This window comes from Alcanivorax sp. DSM 26293 (genome assembly GCF_900107995.1).
In the GTDB taxonomy this organism is placed as follows: Bacteria; Pseudomonadota; Gammaproteobacteria; order Pseudomonadales; family Alcanivoracaceae; genus Alcanivorax.
In genome coordinates, this window is the sequence record NZ_FNUM01000011.1 from 44,993 (window position 1) to 66,686 (window position 21,694).

Annotated in this window: 19 protein-coding genes and 1 pseudogene; 11 read left to right on the plus strand and 9 right to left on the minus strand. The window is 54.8% G+C overall.

The window, feature by feature from the left end; all coding sequences use genetic code 11:
• Nucleotides 1–883 precede the first annotated feature (883 nt).
• Nucleotides 884–2,224 (plus strand): site-specific integrase, encoded by a 1,341-nt coding sequence (locus C4S63_RS15920; protein ID WP_062817548.1) that lies wholly within the window; start codon nucleotides 884–886, stop codon nucleotides 2,222–2,224.
• A 205-nt stretch (nucleotides 2,225–2,429) separates the two neighbouring features.
• On the opposite strand, the gene C4S63_RS15925 is transcribed toward C4S63_RS15920, so the two are convergent.
• The 4 genes and pseudogenes from C4S63_RS15925 to C4S63_RS15940 all read right to left on the minus strand — a co-directional run.
• Entirely contained in the window at nucleotides 2,430–2,780 is a 351-nt protein-coding gene (locus C4S63_RS15925) for a DUF3147 family protein (protein WP_035246388.1), read from the minus strand.
• A gap of 30 nt (nucleotides 2,781–2,810) precedes the next feature.
• Entirely contained in the window at nucleotides 2,811–3,158 is a 348-nt protein-coding gene (locus C4S63_RS15930) for a DUF6488 family protein (RefSeq protein ID WP_103918172.1), read from the minus strand.
• A 32-nt stretch (nucleotides 3,159–3,190) separates the two neighbouring features.
• Nucleotides 3,191–4,084 carry a HupE/UreJ family protein gene (locus C4S63_RS15935; RefSeq protein WP_062817550.1) on the minus strand — a complete coding sequence of 298 codons (894 nt, stop codon included), beginning with the start codon at nucleotides 4,082–4,084 and terminating at the stop codon, nucleotides 3,191–3,193.
• Nucleotides 4,085–4,087: 3 nt separating this feature from the next.
• Nucleotides 4,088–4,468: pseudogene (locus C4S63_RS15940) on the minus strand (efflux RND transporter permease subunit); the annotation flags it as partial.
• A 411-nt stretch (nucleotides 4,469–4,879) separates the two neighbouring features.
• On the opposite strand from C4S63_RS15940, the gene C4S63_RS15945 reads away from it, so the two are divergent.
• From C4S63_RS15945 to C4S63_RS15960, 4 genes are all read left to right on the plus strand, one after another.
• Nucleotides 4,880–5,218, plus strand: a complete 339-nt coding sequence (locus C4S63_RS15945) for a hypothetical protein (RefSeq protein ID WP_103918173.1) — start codon at nucleotides 4,880–4,882, stop codon at nucleotides 5,216–5,218.
• Between the two features lie 145 nt (nucleotides 5,219–5,363).
• On the plus strand, nucleotides 5,364–6,578 hold the full coding sequence (locus tag C4S63_RS15950) for a TolC family protein (RefSeq protein ID WP_231866137.1): 1,215 nt from the start codon (nucleotides 5,364–5,366) through the stop codon (nucleotides 6,576–6,578).
• A 15-nt stretch (nucleotides 6,579–6,593) separates the two neighbouring features.
• A complete protein-coding gene (locus C4S63_RS15955) occupies nucleotides 6,594–7,547 on the plus strand; it encodes an efflux RND transporter periplasmic adaptor subunit (RefSeq protein WP_062817554.1) in 954 nt (317 codons plus the stop codon).
• A gap of 12 nt (nucleotides 7,548–7,559) precedes the next feature.
• On the plus strand, nucleotides 7,560–10,673 hold the full coding sequence (locus C4S63_RS15960; RefSeq protein ID WP_062817555.1) for an efflux RND transporter permease subunit: 3,114 nt from the start codon (nucleotides 7,560–7,562) through the stop codon (nucleotides 10,671–10,673).
• A gap of 159 nt (nucleotides 10,674–10,832) precedes the next feature.
• Here C4S63_RS15960 and lspA read toward each other — a convergent pair whose 3' ends face one another.
• Together lspA and C4S63_RS15970 are read right to left on the minus strand one after the other, a co-directional pair.
• Nucleotides 10,833–11,342, minus strand: coding sequence for a signal peptidase II (gene lspA, locus C4S63_RS15965; RefSeq protein WP_063508760.1), 510 nt, complete (start codon nucleotides 11,340–11,342; stop codon nucleotides 10,833–10,835).
• Nucleotides 11,343–11,345: 3 nt separating this feature from the next.
• Nucleotides 11,346–12,242 carry a cation transporter gene (locus tag C4S63_RS15970; protein WP_103918174.1) on the minus strand — a complete coding sequence of 299 codons (897 nt, stop codon included), beginning with the start codon at nucleotides 12,240–12,242 and terminating at the stop codon, nucleotides 11,346–11,348.
• Nucleotides 12,243–12,337: 95 nt separating this feature from the next.
• On the opposite strand from C4S63_RS15970, the gene cadR reads away from it, so the two are divergent.
• Nucleotides 12,338–12,745, plus strand: coding sequence for a Cd(II)/Pb(II)-responsive transcriptional regulator (gene cadR / locus C4S63_RS15975; protein WP_004364961.1), 408 nt, complete (start codon nucleotides 12,338–12,340; stop codon nucleotides 12,743–12,745).
• Nucleotides 12,746–12,809: 64 nt separating this feature from the next.
• On the opposite strand, the gene C4S63_RS15980 is transcribed toward cadR, so the two are convergent.
• From C4S63_RS15980 to C4S63_RS15990, 3 genes are all read right to left on the minus strand, one after another.
• Nucleotides 12,810–13,031: a BlaI/MecI/CopY family transcriptional regulator gene (locus tag C4S63_RS15980; RefSeq protein ID WP_369826454.1), complete on the minus strand. Its 222-nt coding sequence runs from the start codon at nucleotides 13,029–13,031 to the stop codon at nucleotides 12,810–12,812.
• A 214-nt stretch (nucleotides 13,032–13,245) separates the two neighbouring features.
• Nucleotides 13,246–16,374, minus strand: coding sequence for an efflux RND transporter permease subunit (locus C4S63_RS15985; RefSeq protein WP_103918175.1), 3,129 nt, complete (start codon nucleotides 16,372–16,374; stop codon nucleotides 13,246–13,248).
• Nucleotides 16,371–17,906 (minus strand): efflux RND transporter periplasmic adaptor subunit, encoded by a 1,536-nt coding sequence (locus tag C4S63_RS15990; RefSeq protein ID WP_235000057.1) that lies wholly within the window; start codon nucleotides 17,904–17,906, stop codon nucleotides 16,371–16,373. Before C4S63_RS15990 ends, C4S63_RS15985 begins: the two co-directional genes overlap by 4 nt.
• Between C4S63_RS15990 and C4S63_RS15995 the strand changes: the two genes are divergently transcribed.
• From C4S63_RS15995 to C4S63_RS16015, 5 genes are read left to right on the plus strand one after another with little or no spacing between them, the layout of a single operon-like run.
• Nucleotides 17,906–18,358 carry a phosphoribosyltransferase family protein gene (locus C4S63_RS15995; RefSeq protein WP_235000058.1) on the plus strand — a complete coding sequence of 151 codons (453 nt, stop codon included), beginning with the start codon at nucleotides 17,906–17,908 and terminating at the stop codon, nucleotides 18,356–18,358. The two genes, C4S63_RS15990 and C4S63_RS15995, sit on opposite strands and share 1 nt — an antisense overlap.
• A complete protein-coding gene (locus C4S63_RS16000; protein WP_062817559.1) occupies nucleotides 18,355–19,710 on the plus strand; it encodes an MBL fold metallo-hydrolase in 1,356 nt (451 codons plus the stop codon). Before C4S63_RS15995 ends, C4S63_RS16000 begins: the two co-directional genes overlap by 4 nt.
• Before the next feature lie 32 nt (nucleotides 19,711–19,742).
• Nucleotides 19,743–20,201, plus strand: coding sequence for a hypothetical protein (locus tag C4S63_RS16005; RefSeq protein WP_035230286.1), 459 nt, complete (start codon nucleotides 19,743–19,745; stop codon nucleotides 20,199–20,201).
• Between the two features lie 47 nt (nucleotides 20,202–20,248).
• A complete protein-coding gene (locus C4S63_RS16010) occupies nucleotides 20,249–20,512 on the plus strand; it encodes a DUF5676 family membrane protein (protein WP_052041364.1) in 264 nt (87 codons plus the stop codon).
• Between the two features lie 11 nt (nucleotides 20,513–20,523).
• On the plus strand, nucleotides 20,524–21,693 hold the full coding sequence (locus tag C4S63_RS16015) for a hypothetical protein (RefSeq protein ID WP_082810916.1): 1,170 nt from the start codon (nucleotides 20,524–20,526) through the stop codon (nucleotides 21,691–21,693).
• Nucleotide 21,694 lies beyond the last annotated feature (1 nt).

Sequence of the window (21,694 nt, forward strand, 5' to 3'; positions counted from 1 at the left end):
TCTGGCACGGCACAAAATGGGCAATCCGGCATTAAGCTCCCCTGTTCTTTGCCCAGGTACTCCCTACCTGAAAGCTGTTCATTCTTATGTGAGAACCATATCACAAGACATAAACGCTACCAGATTATCTTACCCGCTTTTTCGTATTTGGCTGACTTAGATTGTCGCGATTTGCGCATGACAGGGGTGATTAAGGGAGAATGAGATCGCGCCGCGAGCGACGCTCCTACGACGAGGCTGGAAGCCGGCATGAGAGACACTTCACCCATAAGGCGGCGACCTCAGCAGCAATCAATGTCGAAAGAATGGCAAAATTTCGACATGGTCAGCCGGTATGTCGATTGAATCAACATCCGCTAAGCGCTTAGCTGTCGCAAATTCTGCGACAACCGGATCGAAGAGTTACGCATTTTTTAACGAAAACCGAGGCCTTTGCGGCCGATTTTGAGATTTTGCGGGGGAAATAATGAGGCTTTCTTAACGTGGGCGTTTCGCACCTCGAGAGGTGTTATTCGCTGCGCTCACCCTGTGGGCCGCACGGAACGACGCGCGTTACTCCGCTACGCTCCGTTCCTACAGCAGGATTAGCCTTTGGCGGAGCCGCCACATTTCCAGGCACAAAAAAGCCCGGCTGTTTCCAGCCGGGCTTTTTTGTATCTCGATTGGTCGGGACGGGAGGATTCGAACCTCCTACCCCTTGCACCCCATAAAGGTTACAGCTTGTCCGTCGCCGTCCAACAGAATCTACAAACCATTAAATATCAGTAAGTTAGTTAAAAATACATCTTTGCATTGTCCAACAACGTCCACTAGAATCCACCGAAAGCGATTGAGAAACGGTGACGGAACGGTGACGGAACGGTGACGAGATTTCGGAGCATACATGGGCATCATCACAGATAGACACCTCACTCCAAAAGAGCCCAAAGATGCCTGGCTAACCGAAGACGGCCCACGTGGGCATGGTCGATTCATGGTCAGACTTCAGCCAAACGGGAAGCATCTCTTCTACTTCCGTTACAGTGACCAGACAGGTAAACGCCAGTTTCACCCGCTTGGAGTTTACTCACGCACTGGCACCACCGGGCTCACTCTCAAGCAAGCCCGCACCCAAGCCAGCGAGTTATCGCGGCTCTACGTCTCAGGCATCAAGAACATTGGAGAGCACCTTAACTCAGAACGGGCCGCTCGAGAGGCCGCTAGGCAAGCAGAGCTATCACGCCTTGAGCAAGAAGCGGCACAAAAAGAGGCCGAGGCCGCTGCACTGGCTTCTCGGCAAACCGTTTCCCAGCTCTTTGAGCGATGGATGGAAATTGACGTGTCACACCGGAAAGACAAGGGTACAGAAGTCCGGCGCATGTTCGAGAAGGACGTTCTCCCCCTCATTGGCCAAGTCTTTGTCGCAGACATCCGTAAAGGGCACATCACTCAGGTGACAGATGCCATGGCGGCACGGGGTGTCACCCGCATGGTGAAAGTCGTATTCAGCCTGATGCGACAGATGTTCCGCTTTGCCGTGGACCGAGACATCATTGAATTCGACCCCAGCAGCAGTATTCGGAAAGCCAAAATCGGAGGTAAGGAGACTGAACGTGACCGAGTGCTATCCGAGGACGAGATTCGACAACTGACAAACGCCCTACCCTCTGCCAACCTGCTGAAAACCTCTGAATTGGCTGTCTGGATAGCACTTTCCACCTGTTGCCGCATTGGTGAACTTCTGGCGGCACGCTGGGAGTATATTGACCTAGAGCAAAGAACTTGGCTTATTCCTGCCGAAAACAGCAAGAACGGCAAGCCTCATCAAGTACACCTGTCAGCCTTTTCTGTCAGTTTCTTCCAACAGCTGCAGGAAATGACAGGCCTGTCCCCATGGTGCTACCCGAACAGAGCGGAAACCGGCCCTCTCTGCTCAAAAACCATAACCAAGCAGCTTTCTGACCGACAGCGCCCGTCAAATAGTGGCACCATGAGCAATCGCACTAACAACGCGCAAGCTCTTTGTTTACCCGGTGGCAAGTGGACACCTCACGACCTTCGCAGAACCGGCGCAACCATGATGACCGCTCTAGGCGTACTTCCTGAAGTCGCAGAACGCTGCCTGAACCACACCGAAGAAAATAGGGTTAAAAGGACCTATCAACGCCATAGCTATACCAAGGAATGCAGCGAGGCTTGGGAGAAATTGGGCTCCCGGCTCCAGGATCTGACAGAACCAAGATGATAGCTGATGCGTTAAATGAGAGTTTTCGCTCCAAGTGACATCTAGAGCTCAACTAAGCATTCAGGCTACCTACTCTTTCTATGAAGAATATACTCACATATTTGACCCACGCCTAAATAACACGCCTATTATTGAATTCTGACAGCCAGCAATCGACATTAGTCTAAACAGGATTGGGCTATTTTCCGCAAAATAGTCGCTTTCCTCACCATAGATCAATTCCCCAGCGTTTTACCAAGAAAGCAAGCAGAGCAAAACAAAACACGGTCAAAAAAGCTGACACTAATAAAGCCAGCCAAAATCCCCAGCGCTCAAGCATTGCTGGGAATAAGGCGAACATGGGCAGCGTTGGGAGCACATACCAAAAGGTATACCAAGCATGATTGGCCAGTTTGGCAGTGGGTTGGCCCTCAAAATAAAGCCACACCAAGACCATTAGTGTAACGACAGGCAGTGACGCCAATAGCGCCCCCACCCTATCACTCTGCTTAGCCAGCTCGGAAACCAAGACTATAATTGCTGCTGATACTAGGTATTTAATGACTAGCATTGACATAATTTTTCCTCTTGATTCCCTAGCTTAATATCAATCAATTCCTTTGAACTCACCAGTGAAGTTTACGTCGTACACATTACCCGTGTTGGTCATAAGTATATAAAGCGTTCGCTCCTCATCTTCATGATCCATAGCCACAATGTAATATCCGGGGCCAAATTTACTGATACCCACGCTCTCGTCGGGGATCTCTCTCCAGCTTTCGTCCAGTTTGCCAAATCCCATACCCCGATCTTCCTCGGTGAGCTCGACAGCCACATACCTGGCTACTTCCTCCGCCTGATCGGCGGTTACCGTGGCATGCCCTCCGCCGTGAGAAAACACCGGCGAGACAAAACTCAAGGCCATCATCGTCATCAAGGTTTTCATCCATCTCATAACATTTTCCTCATAAAAACAGATCAAATTTATTAATGTACATGGGCTTCGCCGTCACCATGGGCGTGAGGATTAGAGGCACTGTTTGGCAACTCCTCCGGCTCACGACCCTCTGTTTCAACCTCACCGTTAACACTATCCTCTGCATCCAAATCAAAGCGCTTCTCGTACCCGGACAGCGGAGAATTAGCAACCCCCATGTCTTCATGAGTATGCTGGTGATCATCCTTGTTCAGCGGAAATTCATCAGGATTGCTTGAGTGTAGATATCCATGCAGCTGCATCAACAGCAACAGCAACCCCAACACCATCAGCAGCCCATTGGTCGCTTGACTGAAGCGTTTGAACGATGCCATGCGGCGCCAACCAGACAATAAAAACAACATGATGGCCAGCGCAGCAATCTGCCCCAACTCTACGCCAACATTGAAAGCCAGGATGCGAAAAACCAAACCATCTTCTGCCAGAGGTAATTGCTGCAATCGCGTCGACAGTCCAAACCCGTGAATAAGACCGAAAGCGAAAACCATCCACATTAAGTTTGGTGACTTCATCTTCAGATAAGTCTTGAAACCGCCAAGGTTATCAAACGCCTTATAGCAGACAGTCAGAGCGATAACCGCATCCACTAAGTAGTAATTCGCCTGAATACTATAGAGGGTGGCAAACACCAGAGTAATCGAGTGGCCAATGGAAAACGCGGTTATAAAACGAACAATGTCACTGAAGCGGGTCAGAAAGAACACCACGCCGAACAGAAACAGTAAATGGTCATAGCCTGTGACCATGTGCATCGCTCCAAGCTCAATGTACTCCATGAAACCGGCATTGAGCGCCCTCGCCTTATCCTCTGCTGACATGCCATGCCCCATGGCGATGCTGCTTGCCAAAATGGATAGAAGACCAATCCAGTATTTCAATTTCACAACCTAAACTCCCTTGTTGTTGATTTGCTGCGCTGCCTTCCCATTGACCAGCCGGTACAGGGCTGGCAGGACAAATAGCGTTAGCAAGGTAGAAGAAATAATGCCGCCAATAACGACAGTCGCCAGTGGTCGCTGAACCTCAGACCCGATACCCGTATTCAGCGCCATCGGCACAAAACCCAATGATGCCACCAGTGCGGTGGTTATAATTGGCCGTAACCTGGTCACCGCGCCTTCAATAATCGCGTCATCCAGCGTTACACCTTCATGCATCAACTCACGGATAAACGACACCATTACCAACCCATTGAGGATGGCAATACCCGAGAGCGCGATGAAACCCACAGCTGCAGAAATGGAAAAGGGGATATCTCTGAGAAACAGCAAGCGGTCGGCTAAATCTGTCCTTTTGGCTGCACTTCTCGGCATGCTGGTCGATCATCCGTTCAATTTGCTGTCTAGTCAGGCGCTCTGCCCGCATCACAATGGCTGGGAAAAAACTGGTGGCAGGCGGCCGATTTGAAAATTGACCCGGTAAAAAACCATCCAACCGACCGCTGGGACTTGACGATCTATAATAAATGAATCTGGATATTAGTCGCTAATCAAAGGAAAAACTCCAATGAATAGAGCTTATCCAGCACTCACGGACAACCGTTTCATGGTCTTGGTAAATGTCTTGGCGCTGAACGTAGCCCCCGAATGCGTAGAGGACTTTACAGGCAATTGCTGTGCCGCTAGACTTCGCTTCCTTTTTGTTTGGGCATAACTGGCGTGGTTAGACGCAGATTCATAATGGCAATGATGCTCCTGATGGCTTTGCAGTCGGTGGTGTCTGTTGCTGATATGGGTCAGTTTTATAGTCCGGGAGTGGTTCACAACGATGCTGAACTTTTAACTGACCCCTCGGATATTGAGCCAGCCGACACGACCGGCAATCAGTCTCCCGCCGCGCCGGACGATTCCGGCCATTCATTCGTGCAATGTGATCTGTGCCATGGGCACTGCCATATGCTATCGATGGGTTACCTGCCGGACGCTTTGGGCAATATGCCGGACAAAAGCCTGACGGGCTACCAGGCCAGTTTTTCCTCTGTCGATCAATCCTCTCCTTTCCGCCCTCCTATCGTTTGATCCTGCGAGCAGCACCTTCCCCAGCTTGGGGAACTACTGTCATTTAGACTTTCGTAGGAGTAGTTTCATGCTTTTTGGAATGCCCATAAAAAATGGGCGGCGGGTAATACCGAGTCAATTTTTTAACACCTTGCTGTGTCTTCTCGTGCTAACCCTGACGGGCACTGTTGCGTACGCCGAGCAGGCACCTCTCACACTTGCCAATGCCCTCTCGCGGACCGTGGCGCAGAACCCCACCCTGCAGGTTTTCGATTTTCGCCTTCAGGGCCTTGAAGGCCGTCGTTTCACGGCGGATCAAAATCCTGCCCTGGAAGCCGGCCTGGAGGTGGAAAACGTCCTCGGCAGCGGCAACCGGCAGGGGAGCGACGCGGCAGAGTACACCCTGTCCTTGTCATCGGTTCTCGAACTTGGCGGCAAGCGTGAGGCCCGCGTCAGCGTCGTCGACTCGCGATACGCTCTGGTCGAGGCCGAGCGCCAGGCCGAAACCCTGGATGTGCTGGGACAGGTGGCCCAGCGTTTTGTCGCCACCTTGGCCCTGCAGGAAAAACTTGAACTGGCCGCTGACGCTGTGGCGCTGACCGAGGCCACCCACGAGATCGTCACCCGTCGCGCCGACCGGGGCGCGGCGCCCCAGGCCGAAGTCATGCGCGCCAGGGCCGCGCTCACCCGGAGTCGTATCGAGCAGTCCCGCGTGTTAAGCGAATACGAGAGCCGGAAAATAGCTCTGGCTTCGCTCTGGGGTGATACCCGTCCGGACTTTCAGAGTCTGGAGGGCGACCTGTTCCAGTTCGGGTCCTCCGACAGTTTCGAGATCCTGTACCAGCGGGTCAGTGAGAGCCCGGCCATTCAAATCTATGCCAGCGAGCGGCGCGTCCGTGAGGCGGAAGTCCAATTGGCACGGAGCCAGTCCGAGAGCGATATCCGCTGGCAGGTGGGTGTCCGGCAGTTCGAGGAGACGGATGACTCGGCGCTGGTCGGCGGGTTTTCCGTACCGCTGTTTTCCGGACGGCGCAATCGCGGCGAAGTGCAAGCCGCTCTGGCGGCGCGGGATGAAGTCCGGTACCGCCGGGAGGACACCCTGCTTCGCCTCCACTCGCGCCTGTTCGAGGCTTACCGACAGCGGCAGCAAAACATCGAGGCGGTTGAGCAGATTCGCGGCCAAGTGCTTCCCGATCTGAGTGATGCCCTCAGCCAGACCCGCGAGGCCTACGAGAAAGGTCGCTACAGCTATGTGGAGTGGACCGCCGCGCAGCGGGAATTGCTCTCCGCCCGGCAGGCGCTGGTCGACGCCGCCACCACGGCGCTGCTCAACCAGTCGCTGATCGAACAACTGACGGCGCAGCCTCTGGCTGGCCGCTGAACAAGGATTACTACCATGAAAGTCGTTAACTATTTACTCATACTTGCCAGCGTTTATGTGCTGACGGCCGGACCGACTCATGCCGCGGAAGATGATCACAGTGATGATTCGCATGCGCACGGTGACGTCAACGAAGAGCGCGGCGAGCACGAGGAGTCGGAGAGCACTCACGCGGAAATCTCCGCCGAGATGGCGGAGCAAGCCGGTATCCGAAGCAAGGCCGCAGGTGCCGGCATCCTGGAGCGCACCATCAGCAGTTATGGCCGCCTTGTTCCCAATCCCGACGGGATTGCCCTGATCAGGGCACGCTTCCCGGGTCAGGTTACGAAAATCAATGCCAGTCTCGGTGACGCGGTCAAGGCTGGCGAGCCACTGGCCAGCATCGAATCCAACGACAGCCTCCAACCCTACACCTTGCGTGCGCCTTTCGCCGGTACCGTTATCCAGCGCAATATCAACGTCGGCGAGCTGGCCGGGGAGCAGGCGCTGTTCACCATCGCCAAGCTCGACCCGCTATGGGTGGAATTGAAAATCTTCCCGGGGCAGCGCCGCGAAATCGCACCAGGACAGCTGGTGCGAATTGACACCGGAGATGCCCAGCACGAGTCCAGGATCAGTCATATCGTGCCGCAGAACAGCGGCTCGCCCTACGTCATTGCCCGGGCAGAAATTGCCAACGCAGAGGAGCTGCTTTCACCGGGCCGGCTGGTTTCGGCGAGCATCGTGGTAGAGCGTATCGAAGTGCCGCTGGTGATAGAAAATCGGGCCCTGCAGTTGCTCGACGAATCCCAGGTCGTGTTTGTGCAAGAAGGCAATAGCTTTGAGCCCCGGCCTGTCGAGTTGGGCCGCACGGATGGCCAGTTCACCGAAATACTTTCTGGCCTGAAGCCCGGCGAACGCTACGTGGTGGAGAACAGCTATCTCATCAAGGCGGATATCGAAAAATCCAGCGTGTCAGACGACGATTAACAGGAGGCCACTATGATCGACGCTATCGTGCGCCTCTCTGTAGAACGGCGCTATCTCATGCTTTCGCTGATTCTGGTGCTGATCGGTGTCGGTGTCTGGAGTTTCCAGCGCCTGCCCATCGACGCGGTACCTGATATCACCAATGTCCAGGTGCAGATCAACACCGAGGCACCCGGTTATTCACCCCTGGAGACAGAGCAGCGCATCACGTTCCCGGTGGAGACGGCGCTGTACGGCCTGCCCAGCCTGTCCTACACCCGATCCCTGTCCCGTTACGGCCTGTCCCAGGTGACCGTGGTGTTCGAAGAAGGCACGGACATCTATTTCGCCCGCAACTTGATCAACGAGCGCCTTGGCGCCATCAAAAGCGTCCTTCCGCCTGGGCTGGAGCCGGAGATGGGCCCCATCGCCACCGGGTTGGGCGAGATTTTCATGTACACCGTGGATGCGGCGCCCGGCGCCACCCGGGAAAATGGTGAGCCCTGGGATGCCACTGCCCTGCGGGAAGTGCAGGACTGGATCATCAAACCTCAACTGGCCCAGGTGCCCGGGGTGATCGAAATCAATTCCATCGGCGGCTACGACAAGCAGTATCACGTCACGCCCTCCCCGAAAAAATTGTTGGAGCTCGGCGTCAGCCTCGAGGACTTGGTGGCGGCACTGAGGGCCAACAACGCCAACCGTGGCGCTGGCTATATCGAACGCAATGGCCAGCAGCTGCTGGTGCGCTCCCCCGGCCAACTGAAGACCATCGGCGACATCGAACAAGTAGTGATCGCCAACCGCGATGGCGTGCCCCTCCGGGTGAAGGATGTCGCGGAAGTGGCCATTGGCAAGGAGCTGCGCACCGGGGCTGCCACCCGCGACGGCGTGGAAACGGTGATCGGCACCGCCATGATGTTGATGGGAGAAAATTCCCGTAGTGTCGCCCGGGCCGTTAGCGAGCGGCTGGAGGATATCCGGCCATCCCTGCCCGAGGGCATTCGCGTGGAAGCCGTCTATGACCGCACCACTCTGGTGGACAAGGCCATCGCCACGGTGGAGAAGAATCTGCTTGAGGGTGCGCTGCTGGTGATCGTGGTGCTGTTCCTGCTGCTGGGCAACCTGCGGGCCGCCCTTATTACCGCGGCGGTGATCCCCCTGTCGATGCTCGCCACCATCACTGGCATGGTGAGGACCGGCGTTTCCGCCAACCTGATGAGCCTGGGGGCACTCGACTTCGGGCTGATTGTCGATGGCGCGGTGATTATCGTGGAGAACTGCATCCGGCGCCTGGCCGGGTCTCAGCAGGCTACGGGTGCGCGCCTGCCGCTCAAGGAACGGCTGCAGGTCGTCTATGAAGCCACGACCGAGGTGATACGTCCGAGCCTGTTCGGGGTGGCGATCATTACCGTAGTTTACATCCCCATCTTCTCCCTCACAGGGGTAGAGGGCAAGATGTTCCATCCCATGGCCGCCACCGTGGTCATGGCCCTGGTGTCAGCCATGGTGTTTTCGCTCACCATCGTCCCCGCCGCCGTTGCGGTGTTCCTCACAGGCAGGATCCGCGAAAAGGAAAGTGCCGCCATCAGTGCGGCCAAAGGGATCTATCGCCCGGCGCTGGAGCTGGCCCTGAAATTCCGCTGGCCGGTACTGGGGGGCGCCGGCGCCCTACTGGCGGTCTGTATCTGGCTAGCAACCACCCTGGGGTCGGAATTCATCCCCCAGCTCAGCGAGGGTGATATGACTGTGCAAGCCCTGCGCATTCCCGGCACAGGTCTGGAGCAATCCATTGCGATGCAGAAACCTTTGGAGCGGCGCATCAAGGCCTTCCCCGAGGTAGACAAGGTATTCTCGCGAATCGGGACACCGGAGGTGGCCACCGACCCCATGCCACCGAATATCGCGGACAGTTTCGTGATTCTCAAGCCGCGCGAGCAATGGCCGAACCCGGACAAACCGCGAGATGAGCTGATTGCCGAGATTCAGGCGGCGGTCGGGCAATTGCCCGGGAACAACTACGAGTTCACCCAACCCATCGAGATGCGCTTCAACGAACTGATCTCCGGTGTGCGGGCGGACCTGGGCATCAAGGTATTCGGGGACGACCTAGACCAGATGCTCAATGCCGCCAATGTGGTGCTCGAAGTCGTGGAGTCAGTGGAAGGGGCCACCGATGCCCGGGTGGAGCAAATCACCGGGCTGCCCATGCTGTCGGTGCACCCCAAACGCATGGCGCTATCCCGCTACGGCCTGACCGTGGATGATCTTCAGGATCTGGTGGCAGCGGGTGTAGGTGGCGAAAACGCCGGCCTGATCTACGAAGGGGATCGCCGCTTCCAACTGGTGGTGCGCCTGCCCGAGGTCATCCGCCGGGATGTGGACAGCCTGGCGGATCTGCCGGTGCCCCTGCCGGGAGGCGGCTATGTGCCACTGTCAGAAGTGGCGGCGCTGGAGTTGGCTCCGGCCCCCAACCAGATCAGCCGGGAGAACGGCAAGCGACGGGTGGTGGTCACCGCCAATGTCCGGGATCGCGATCTGGGCGGCTTTGTGGAGGAGATCAAAGGAAGAGTTCGACAGGAAGTGGATCTGCCCGCCGGGTACTGGCTGGATTACGGCGGTACCTTCGAGCAACTGGAATCCGCCAGCCAGCGCCTTGCCATTGTCGTGCCCGTGACCCTGGCGATCATCATTGCCCTGCTGGTGATGGCATTCAGATCGCTGAAAGATGCGCTGATCATCTTCAGCGGCGTCCCCCTGGCCCTGACCGGTGGCGTGCTGCTACTGTGGCTGCGGGACATGCCGCTGTCGATCTCCGCCGGTGTGGGCTTTATAGCCCTGTCGGGGGTGGCGGTACTCAATGGTCTGGTGATGGTGGCGTTTATTCGGGATCTTTGGCACAACCAGGGTGATCTGGTTTCCGCCGTGGTGGAAGGTGCTCTTATTCGTTTGCGTCCGGTCCTGATGACCGCACTGGTCGCCAGTCTTGGCTTCGTGCCCATGGCCCTCAATACGGGTACCGGCGCTGAGGTTCAAAGGCCGCTGGCCACAGTGGTGATAGGCGGGATTATCTCATCGACGCTACTGACGCTGTTTGTACTGCCAATTCTGTACACATTGCTGCACCGCCAGGATGAAAAGGTGTAATTGCATCCGGGTAGCCCGCTCTTGGCCGCCATTTGGCCGGGAGCGGGTCGTTTTCGAGAAACAAGTTCGGCATTGATTGCCGGCCAGGAAATGCAGCCTTACCGACTGGCAAGCACGGTCAAACCGAGCGCATTTTTAAGGCTTTTTTCCGCTAAGGTTTCAGGAAGATCCATCCAACTCGGCATTGGGATTTTCTTTTCGCAGTAAGCCTACGAAAACGAGAAGCAATGCACCGAGGACAATTGCAATATCGGCAAGGTTGAAGGCTGGCCAGTGCCAGTCTCGCCAATAGAAATCGAAGGCATCTACAACATAGCCGCGAAAGATCCGGTCAATCAGATTGCCCATGGCGCCACCGAGGATAAGACTGTAAGCGATGGCGTCTCCATTATGACCTTTTTCACGAATCAGCTTGATCAGCACGACCGAGACCACTACCGCGATTCCGATAAAAAAATAGCGCTGCCAGCCCCCAGCATTTGCGAACAGACTGAATGCGGCACCGGTGTTCCATACGTGCACCCAGTTAAAGAACGGGGTCACCGCGATCGACTCGCCATAAGCCATTGTTTGTTGAACCAGCCATTTTACAGTTTGGTCCGATGCTGCTATCAGGCCGGATATGGAAAACAGGACATACGGCGAGAGATTGTTGCCAATAAAGGGCATGCTTTAACCCTTGAGCGCCAGAATGCGCCTGGCACCGTTAAGCACGACGAGCCCCGCGATGCTACCGATAACCAGATCCGGATAATTGGAGCCGGTCCACGCGACCAGAACGCCGGCGGTAATGACCCCCAGGTTGATCACCACGTCGTTGGCCGAGAATATCCAGCTTGCCTTCATGTGCGCTCCGCCCTCCCGGTGTTTGGCTATCAGCAGCAGACAACTGGTATTGGCAATCAACGCGACGAATGCGATAGCCATCATCACCAGCGATTCAGGCTCACTACCGAATACAAAGCGTCTCACCACCTCTATGAGTACGCCAACAGCCAAGATCAGTTGCAGGACACCAGCAAGATGCGCGGCACGTACCTGCATTTTCACGCTATGTCCAACCGCATAAAGGGCAAGCCCGTACACCGCCGCATCGGCAAAATTGTCCAGGGATTCTCCAATCAGGCCGGTGGACTGGGCGATCAGACCGGCAGTCATTTCCACCACGAACAGAAGTGCATTGATGCCGAGCAACCAGCGCAGGGTCCCGGATTCTTGCTTAGCAGAAGCTGCCGAAAACTCGGCGGCCTTGATGGTCTCCGGATTTGCAGCGACGGTTTCCTGAAGCGAGGCGCCTAGCCCCAAGGTCTTCAGTTTCGAGGTGACGGGCTCGACCTCGCCGTCATGCACGACCTTCAGCCGGCGGTTCGACAAGTCGAAGGACAGCGCCCGAATCTCCTCAAAGCCGTTCAGGGCTAGGCGAATCATTCGTTCTTCTGATGGACAGTCCATCTTCGGCACGGCATAAACACTGACCCATCTCCCTGGCGCCTCGGAGGAGGCCTGTATATCGGTATCCGCTGCGGACGTTGCATCACCGCCACAGGCGCCACCACAGGATTTGCTCATGATACGACTCCACTTGAACAATGTTGTGGTACCATTTAAAACTATAAAGCTACTATAAGGTCAATAGAGTAAAGAATCCGTTGGGGAGGAGGCTGATGCGCATTGGTCAGTTGGCGCAGTTGGTAGGGGTCGAAACACAGACGATCCGCTTCTATGAACAGCAGGGCTTGTTGCCGCCGCCTGATCGGCAGGACAACGGTTACCGTGTCTATACCGAGAAGCATGGTGAGGGGCTGGCCTTCATCCGTCGCTGCAGAATCCTGGGCCTGTCACTGGCTGAGATTCACGAACTACAGAGCTATCAGGACGACCCTCATCAGCCTTGTACCGCCGTCAACGCCTTGCTCGATGATCACATCTCTCATGTGCGGTCGCAGATAACCGCTCTGCAAGCGCTTGAGAAACAACTCGTTTCACTGAGAGCGAGTTGCAACGATGACCGGGAAGTTGAGGCGTGTGGGGTTCTTGCTGGAATTAGCGAAGGAAACATGCACCAGCAGTAGGTGAAGCATCAACCAGATAATCCGATGAGATGCCGGTCTGTCTCACTCTCATGCAAAGGTAAGATCAACCATTTAATCCGCTTACCCTCTTGAACAATTGATCCAGCGTGCTCTGGATAGTATTCAAGGTACCTCCGCGCTGCTTCTCGAAATGCGCATAGACAGATTTTGCGTCTGCCGTGCGCCCCTTCCAGAAGTATTGCAAGACTTGCTTTTCTAGTTCACCCAGCTGCATGAATCCTGACCACTTAGAGATTATCAATCTGGCAATCAGACTGACACACATAAAACCGATCGTCAATCGGCTTTTGTATGGCTAGCCCCCCCCTCCCAGCATCACACGGAAAAATTTTGTCTTTAACACCTGTAACCCCCGCCGATTATTAGTGTCAGATCAGTGCTGATCTGACACTAAGCAGGGTGCCAAGACCAAAAGATTGCGATCCTTATGTGCTCTATTTACTTATTCACAATCGCAACCACCCAAGCTTTAAGCTTGGTTAACCCGGATTCCTGTTGCGTCGTTGCATCAGCAGATAGGCTGCGGGCAGCACGAAAAGTGATAACAAAGGTGCTGTTACCATCCCTCCTACCATGGGCGCAGCAATGCGGCTCATGATCTCGCTACCTGTGCCTCCCCCCCAGAAAATCGGAAGAAGACCGGCAATAATAACAGCTACAGTCATCGCCTTAGGTCGAACACGTAATACCGCGCCATCACGGATAGCACCCATCAAGGCAGCTTCATCCTTTTGGCCCTGCTCCTGCCTCTCCTGCCACGCCTGCTTTAGGTACAGCAACATGATCACGCCAAACTCGGCAGCGACACCCGCCAGGGCGATGAAGCCGACACCAGTAGCCACTGACAGGTTGTAGTCCAGCAGATACAAGAACCAGATACCACCGGTCACCGCGAACGGTAACGTCGCCATAATCAGCAAGGCTTCACCGACACGGCGAAAGGTCAGGAATAACAGTACGAAAATAATCAGTAAGGTCGCCGGCACCACCACTTTCAGTCTCGCATTGGCCCGCTCCAGGAACTCAAACTGACCGGCAAAGGACAAGCTGACGCCCTCTGGCAGCCTGACTCCATCATTCACTGAGGCACGTAGATCATCCACTACCGAGGCTAGGTCACGCCCCCGAACATCGATATACACCCACCCAGACAGTCGGCCATTCTCACTTTTCAACATCGGTGGCCCATCGGTAATCTTGATATCCGCCACGGTTCCGAGGGTAATTTGTTTTCCTTCGGGAGTGACTATGGGCAAATCGCGTAAGCGATGCACCGTGTCGCGCCACTCGCGAGGATATCGAAGGCTGATCGGGTAACGCTCCAGCCCTTCCACTGTCTCACCGATGTTTTCACCACCAATCAAACCACTGACAACCGACTGAATATCCGCGATGTTGAGGCCATACTGAGCCGCAATGCCACGCCGAATATCGATATCCACATAACGACCACCAGTCAACCGTTCAGCCAATGCTGAGGAAACACCGGGTACTTGTTTGGCTACCTGTTCGATTTGACGACTCACCTGGTCAATGATCTCTAGGTCATTACCCGCTACTTTGATGCCAATTGGGCTCTTGATGCCAGTGGCAAGCATGTCGATACGATTGCGTATCGGAGGAATCCAGATATTTGCCAGTCCAGGCACGCGTACAATACGGTCCAGCTCCTCGACAAGCTTCTCCGTTGTCATGCCTTCACGCCATTGGTCCTTGGGTTTGAAACGGATGGTGGTTTCAAACATCGTCAATGGTGCAGGGTCAGTCGCTGTCCGCGCACGCCCCGCCTTGCCGAACACCTGCTCCACCTCAGGCACCGTTTTGATCAACCTATCGGTCTGCTGTAGAAGCTCGGTAGCTTTTTGTGCTGACAAGCCTGGTAAGGCACTTGGCATATACAGCAAATCGCCCTCATCCAGCGGTGGCAAAAATTCACCACCAAGCTGACTTAGCGGCCAAAAGGCGGTAACAAAAACTAAACCGGCAACCAGCAAGGTGGTTTTCGGCCACGCCAAGACTCGCTCTAGTACGGGTTGATAACAACTAATCAAAAAGCGACTGATTGGATTACTTTCCTCGGAAGGTATCTTTCCCCGAATCCAGTACCCCATTAACAGTGGAACCAATGTCACCGATAGGCCGGCTGCCGCCGCCATAGCCCAGGTTTTGGTAAATGCCAGTGGGCCAAATAGCCGCCCTTCCTGTGCTTCCAAGGTAAAGACAGGAATAAACGACAAGGTAATAATTAGCAACGAGAAGAACAGCGCTGGCCCCACTTCGACAGCTGCTTGCTCTATGACTCGCCAATGCGCATTACCAGTCAGAGATTGCCCTGGGTTATCCCGATGCCAAATCTCAATTTTCTTGTGAGCGTTCTCGATTAACACCACTGCTGCATCCACCATAGCGCCGATAGCGATAGCAATGCCGCCAAGCGACATGATATTGGCATTGATGCCCTGGTAACGCATCACAATAAAGGCAGCAAGGATTCCCAGCGGTAGGGAAATGATGGCCACCAGTGACGAACGCAAATGGCCAAGAAACAATACGCACACCAGTGCAACTACAATGAACTCTTCAATCAATTTGTAACTGAGGTTTGTTACCGCTCGATCAATCAGCTCACTTCGATCATAGGTGGTGACGATCTCAACCCCTTCCGGCAAGCTTTCCCGCAGTGTCTCAAGTCGCTCATGCACGGCAGATAGCACGGCGCGGGCGTTCTTGCCTGAACGCAGAATGACGACCCCGCCGACGACTTCCCCTTCACCGTCCAGCTCGGCAATACCACGCCGCATCTCCGGACCAAGGCGAATCTGCGCCACATCTCCAAGCTGTACTGGCACTCCATCAACCAGTTTTAGTGGGATTTTTCGGAAATCCTCGAGTGACTGAAGGTAGCCACTGGAGCGCACCATGAACTCCGCTTCGCCCAGCGTCAGCACTGCTCCCCCGGTTTCCTGGTTAGCTTGTTCTATCGCCTTGCGTACTTGTTGATGACTGATCCCATGGCTGGCGAGTTTGACCGGGTCAGGGACTACCTGATACTCACGTACCATGCCGCCTATGGTTGCCACTTCTGCAACGTCAGGCAGAGTCTGCAGCTCGTATTTTAGAAACCAGTCCTGTATCGAGGTTAGCTGCGATAGATCATGCTGGCCGGTGCGATCGATCAATGCGTACTGATAAATCCAGCCGACACCGGTAGCGTCTGGCCCAAGTGATGGTCGTGCTGTACGCGGCAATTCAGACTGGACCTGACTAAGGTATTCCAACACCCGTGAGCGTGCCCAATACAAGTCGGTACCATCTTCAAACAACACGTAAACATAACTATCACCGAAGAACGAGTAACCACGTACTGTGCGCGCACCTGGCACGGCCAGCATGGTGGTGGCAAGTGGATAGGTAACCTGTTTTTCCACCAGCTGCGGTGCCTGACCTGGGTAACTGGTGCGGATAATCACCTGTACATCGGACAGATCCGGTAAAGCATCTACGGGGGTATTGTTGATAGACCAGATTCCCCACGCACTCATGAACAGCGTCGCCAGCAGCACCAAAAATCGGTTAGCCAACGACCAGCGAATCAGGGTAGCGATCATGGTGCAACCTCCTGTTTGTCGAGAGACACCACAGTCAAGCCATTATCGGTATCTTTGACGCCGACGCGCACACGATCGCCCACTGCTATATCGCTGGCCACCTGTTCGCTGGCAAGACGAAAGCGCATGGTCATGCCAGGCATACCGAGCGTCTTAAAAGGACCGTGTTTAAGCTTGACCTTGCCGTCGGATAGCCCCTCGATAACCCCCTCGGCGTAATGCAACGAATTCACTTGGGTGTCTTTTTGTTCCGCCACCTGCTTTTCTAGGCGCTCCACAATCAACCCTTTGTCTGTATCACGAATGCCAATGCGCACGCGATCACCTACCGATATCCCTTTGCCTACTTGTTCATTCGCCAGGTTAAAACGCATGGTCATGGCAGGCATGGACAAGCTCTTGAAAGGGCCATGGTCCAGCATTATTTTGCTGCCATTCAGTTGCTCGACAACACCTTCGGCATAGTGCAGTGCGTTCATCATTTCCGTCTCATCTGACATAGCCAGCTCCTGAACGGCAATGCCTTGCAGGCTGGCTTCGGAATCGAGCAGGAACTGACCACTGACAACCACCTTCTGGTCTTCCTTCAGCCCTGCCAGGATCAGCGTTTGGTCTCCCAGCTCGCCCCCCGGCAACACTGCCTGCGGACGATATCGACCCTCCCCCTCATCAAGCATCACCAGGCTGCGCTTTCCTGTATGCAATAAGGCTGCGGTTGGTACGGCCAATGCTTTCTGTGTGGCTTCGCCATGAATGCGTACCTGAGCGCTCATGCCCGGACGCAGATCACCCTCGTCATTGGACAAGGTCACTCGCACCGGCACAGTTCGGCTGGACTGATCCACCAGAGGCAGAATGTCGGCAACTTGCCCCTCACGCAGTGCTGGCTTCACTCCTTGAACGGTCACGTCAACAGCGTTACCACTACTGACTTGCCCCAATTGGCGTTCCGGGACTGCTATCTCCACCCACACGGGGTTGAGTGACTGAATCTCCGCCACGGGAGCACCGGCCGACAGCGTCATGCCAGCACGAGCATTGAGACTGCGTATCACGCCATCATGCGGAGCTGTCACCGTCCAGGTTTCCAGCGGTTTACGTTGGCGTTCAATACTTCGGATCAGGGATGCAGGCATGCCCAATGACAACAGGCGCTCCCGCCCGGCGACGATCAGTTCGTTGTTGCCGCTGCCGAGCACGGCCAGCCATTCATGCTGAGCTCCAGTCCAGGCCGGAACTCTCAATTGCATCAGCGGCTGACCACTGGAGATGGTGTCGCCCTCAGCCAGAGGCCAGACCTTGTCTACGAAGGAAGGCGCGGGGCTTTGCAGGCGTGTCAGGGCGCGGTCGTTGTAAGCAATCAACCCCGTGACATCAAGCTGAGATTGTGACTGAGCCACGACCACCGAGGCACTGCGAATTCCCAGATTTTGTACCATGGCTGCATCAATACGGACCGTTGGCTGATCGCTATCATTCTCTGGATGAAATCTATTCCATACCCAGTCGTGTTGTGCAAGGGGCTCCGGCATTGGCGCACTGGCTCAAAACGCAAAGCAACCTACTGTTGGTAGGGCCCGACAGCGAAAGCGAGCAATGGGTTGATGAGATTGCTGCCTTTAGTCAACATCCTTTTGTGATTGGAGAAAAGCAGCGCTTCGGGGATCGCCAAGTCGAAGTGATGCTGCCCGACATCAACGAATTCAGGGATAGAACGGCAGTGATTATCGACGACGTTATTTCCAGCGGGCAAACAATCCTGGAATGCGTTAAAACACTTCGGTCCAAAGGTATCGACAACATTCAGTGCGTGGCGGTGCACGGCATATTTGCCGATCACTCCGATAAAACCTTACTGGCCTCAGGCCTGAGCCAACTGGTCACATCCAATACCATCCCCCATCCTTCCAACGCTATTGATATTACGTCGCAACTGATTGCGCCCGTTATAAGCATGCTTAAATTGCCAGGAAAATCATTATGAAAATTACCTTTGTCGGCGGCACCGAGACCGTTACCGGCTCAAAATTTCTGCTGGAAACTGAAACGACAACCGTATTAGTCGATTGCGGTTTGTTCCAGGGCTACAAGTGGCTGCGGGAACGCAACTGGCAAACCTTGCCCCTGGACATCGACAAACTGGATGCGGTGCTGCTCACTCACGCACATCTGGATCACTCCGGTTATATCCCGGTGCTATACAAGCGCGGCTTTCGCGGCCCGGTGTTCACCCATCACGCCACTAAGGCCCTGTGTCAGATTTTATTGGCCGACAGCGGCCATATCCAGGAGGAAGACGCTAAGTATTACAGCAAACATAAATTGGGCAAGCACGCGCACCCTGAGCCGCTTTACGACCGTCAAACGGCGGAAGCCAGCATGAGGCTATTTCAGTCTGTGGAGTTTGATGAACAGATCGAGGTCGGGGATATCCGTTTTTATTTACAGCCTGCCGGTCATATTCTCGGCGCCGCCAGCATTATCGTTGAAGCGGAAGGGAAACGAATCGGCTTTTCTGGTGATGTCGGTCGCTTCGATGATGTGCTGATGACCCCCCCTCGACCATTGCCGGAGCTGGATCTGCTGTTGATGGAGTCCACCTACGGCAACCGCCGGCACGACACCCAAGATCCGTTTCAGCAGTTGGCGGAAATTGTTAACCGTGTCGCCAAAAGCGGCGGCGTGCTGCTAGTCCCGGCCTTTGCGGTAGGGCGGGCGCAGGCCTTGCAACATCTGTTGGCGACCCTGATGGATCAGGGCGATATCCCCAAAATGCCCATCTATCTCGACAGCCCCATGGCGATCAAAGTATCGGATATTTTCTGCCAGTTCAGTGATCAGCACCGGTTGAGTCACGAGCAATGCTACCGCCTATGCGATGGCGTGACCTATACCCGCACGGTGGACGAATCGAAGGCGATTGCCGGACAGGCTTTCCCCCATATTGTTATCGCTGGCAGCGGCATGGCTACCGGGGGTCGTATTCTCCACCACTTCAAACGCCTGTTAGGCAGTTCTAAAACCACGGTACTGTTTACCGGTTATCAGGCGGGCGGCACTCGCGGCGCAAAAATGCTGGAGGGTGTTGATGCGGTGAAAATCCACGGAGGCTGGGTACCGTTGAGAGCCACTGTGAAAGTCATCTCCGGTTTGTCGGGGCACGCAGACTACCTCGAACTGATCCAGTGGTTACAGCAGTCAGCGCTGACCGATACTACTCGAATTCAACTGATTCACGGTGACCCGGAAGCCCTTGAAGGCCTTCGGGTGCACTTGCAGGAGCACACCACGTTTGCGGTGAATGTGGCGGGTTATCGCGATATTTTGCGCCTGTAATCGAAGAGATAATCCACAGCGGAGAAAAAGTTATGCAAATTGAAACCTTAAAAGATGTGCTGCACTGGACCCGGGAATTTCACCAACACCTCAGCCAGTGTTTATCCCACTGTGCGGACAAGAATATGGATGAACGGGCCCGGATGATCCTTGCGTATCTGTCCGATCATGAGAAGGCACTGACCAAGGTAGTCAGCGGGTTTGAAACCTCAGGCGACGAGCATGCACTGAATACCTGGTGTTACGAATATGTGGCAAAGCACCCCATCGTTCGGCATGCGCATTGCGACGCGCCCTTTGCCGAACTGGATGCCACGCAAATCATGGAGGTGATAGTCGATCAACACCAGCAGGTGATTGAACTGTATCGCTATCTCGCCTCCAGGGCGGATATCCCCTCTGCCAAAGAGTTGATGGAATCGCTCCGGTCGCTGGAAGAGCACGAAATGATGCGTATGGCGCAGTCTGCCAACCGGTTCGGGGATTTGTAGAGACACTAATTTCTCACAGATACACCACCATAAACGGAGGAATAATCATGACACTTAATGCGTTCAAATTCGGGATGGCCAGCGCGATTACCGCGGCGATACTGTGGCTGGCTTGCAGTCTGCTGGTGATGTTAATGCCTTCCATGATGTTGTCCATGTCCGGAGAAATGGTGCATATGCAACTGAATGAGATGGGTTGGCACTTGACTCTCACTGGTGTCGTTATCGGGCTGGTGGCCTGGTTCGTGGTAGCGGGTATCGCCGGGTGGTTGCTGGCGGCCATTTATAACCGCTTGCAGTCATCCGACTGATTATCCAGCTGATGAGCAGTTTGCCGCGCTATGACAAACCGGTTCTGTTGGTGTTGAATCCGGGTAGTTCATCCATCAAGTGGAGCACGCATAACGTCTCGGCGCTTGAATATGCGGGTGCAACGGTGCCTGTTGCTATTGGGCAAGCAGGTGTCGGCCAATCAGCTGCGCAGACTTATCCTGGCGCGCCCCCTTGGCTGACCGATGTGCTGACAAATCATGATGTTCGCGCGGTGATTATCAGAGTCGTACACGGGGGCTCTGAATATCTTAAACCTCTCCCCATCAACGACGATAACTTTCGGCAACTGCAAACCCTGATACCACTGGCGCCACTGCACAATAAGGCGGCCATTGAACTGATTGAGCAGCTTCGGAATACCCGATTTTCCATTCCCGTTTTTGCGGTTTTCGATAGTGAGTTTTTCAGCGACCTGCCGGTGCTGTCACAGATTTATGGACTATCCGTCGCACTCACTGAGAAATATCGATTACGCCGTTACGGGTTTCACGGTTTTGCTCATGAGTCCATGGTCAAACACTGGGAGGCAGTGAAGCCCAAGGCCGAACACTACACCCTGGTGACTGCGCAACTGGGAAGCGGCTGTTCCATGGCCGCCATCCGCGACGGCAAACCAGTCGATACCACCATGGGCTTTACGCCCAATGAGGGGTTGTTGATGCGCACGCGCAGCGGAGATATCGATCCCGGTTTGCTGACCTGGTTGCAGTGGCAGGAGGGTTGGACGCCCGAGGATACCGACAGGGTTCTCAATTGCGAATCCGGCTGGCGGGGTCTGTCCGGCGGAATCGATAACATGGCGGATTTGTTTGCGAGTGAACAGCAGGAACACCAACTGGCGTTTGATTTTTTCCGTTATCGATTCCAGAAAACACTGGGCGCGTATTTCGCCATTCTGGGCGGGCTGGACGGTGTCGTTCTTAGCGGCGGTATTGCGGAAAACAACATCGATATTTGCCGTCGTTTGTTGTCCGGTCTTTCCCACTTAGGCATCGCGTTAAAAGATCCCCTGGCTCGCTCCCCTTTACCACTACTTTTATCGTCACCGGCATCGCCGGTGCAGTGTTGGGTAGTGGTCGCCGATGAGGCAGCGGCCATGTTGCGATCCGTACAACACCACTTGTCTTTTGAGAATGAATTTCAGTCGTTGGCTGATTGAG

Excerpts from the sequence above, each read along its gene's own strand:
- C4S63_RS15945 (WP_103918173.1), top strand. The coding sequence starts at position 4,880 with ATGGCAATGATGCTCCTGATGGCTTTGCAGTCGGTGGTGTCTGTTGCT.
- cadR (WP_004364961.1), top strand. The coding sequence starts at position 12,338 with ATGCGCATTGGTCAGTTGGCGCAGTTGGTAGGGGTCGAAACACAGACG.
- C4S63_RS16010 (WP_052041364.1), top strand. The coding sequence starts at position 20,249 with ATGACACTTAATGCGTTCAAATTCGGGATGGCCAGCGCGATTACCGCG.
- C4S63_RS15970 (WP_103918174.1), bottom strand. The coding sequence starts at position 12,242 with ATGAGCAAATCCTGTGGTGGCGCCTGTGGCGGTGATGCAACGTCCGCA.
- C4S63_RS15985 (WP_103918175.1), bottom strand. The coding sequence starts at position 16,374 with ATGATCGCTACCCTGATTCGCTGGTCGTTGGCTAACCGATTTTTGGTG.
- C4S63_RS16005 (WP_035230286.1), top strand. The coding sequence starts at position 19,743 with ATGCAAATTGAAACCTTAAAAGATGTGCTGCACTGGACCCGGGAATTT.
- C4S63_RS15930 (WP_103918172.1), bottom strand. The coding sequence starts at position 3,158 with ATGAGATGGATGAAAACCTTGATGACGATGATGGCCTTGAGTTTTGTC.
- C4S63_RS15920 (WP_062817548.1), top strand. The coding sequence starts at position 884 with ATGGGCATCATCACAGATAGACACCTCACTCCAAAAGAGCCCAAAGAT.
- C4S63_RS15980 (WP_369826454.1), bottom strand. The coding sequence starts at position 13,031 with ATGTGTGTCAGTCTGATTGCCAGATTGATAATCTCTAAGTGGTCAGGA.
- C4S63_RS15960 (WP_062817555.1), top strand. The coding sequence starts at position 7,560 with ATGATCGACGCTATCGTGCGCCTCTCTGTAGAACGGCGCTATCTCATG.
- lspA (WP_063508760.1), bottom strand. The coding sequence starts at position 11,342 with ATGCCCTTTATTGGCAACAATCTCTCGCCGTATGTCCTGTTTTCCATA.
- C4S63_RS16000 (WP_062817559.1), top strand. The coding sequence starts at position 18,355 with ATGAAAATTACCTTTGTCGGCGGCACCGAGACCGTTACCGGCTCAAAA.
- C4S63_RS16015 (WP_082810916.1), top strand. The coding sequence starts at position 20,524 with ATGAGCAGTTTGCCGCGCTATGACAAACCGGTTCTGTTGGTGTTGAAT.
- C4S63_RS15990 (WP_235000057.1), bottom strand. The coding sequence starts at position 17,906 with ATGCCGGAGCCCCTTGCACAACACGACTGGGTATGGAATAGATTTCAT.
- C4S63_RS15925 (WP_035246388.1), bottom strand. The coding sequence starts at position 2,780 with ATGTCAATGCTAGTCATTAAATACCTAGTATCAGCAGCAATTATAGTC.
- C4S63_RS15955 (WP_062817554.1), top strand. The coding sequence starts at position 6,594 with ATGAAAGTCGTTAACTATTTACTCATACTTGCCAGCGTTTATGTGCTG.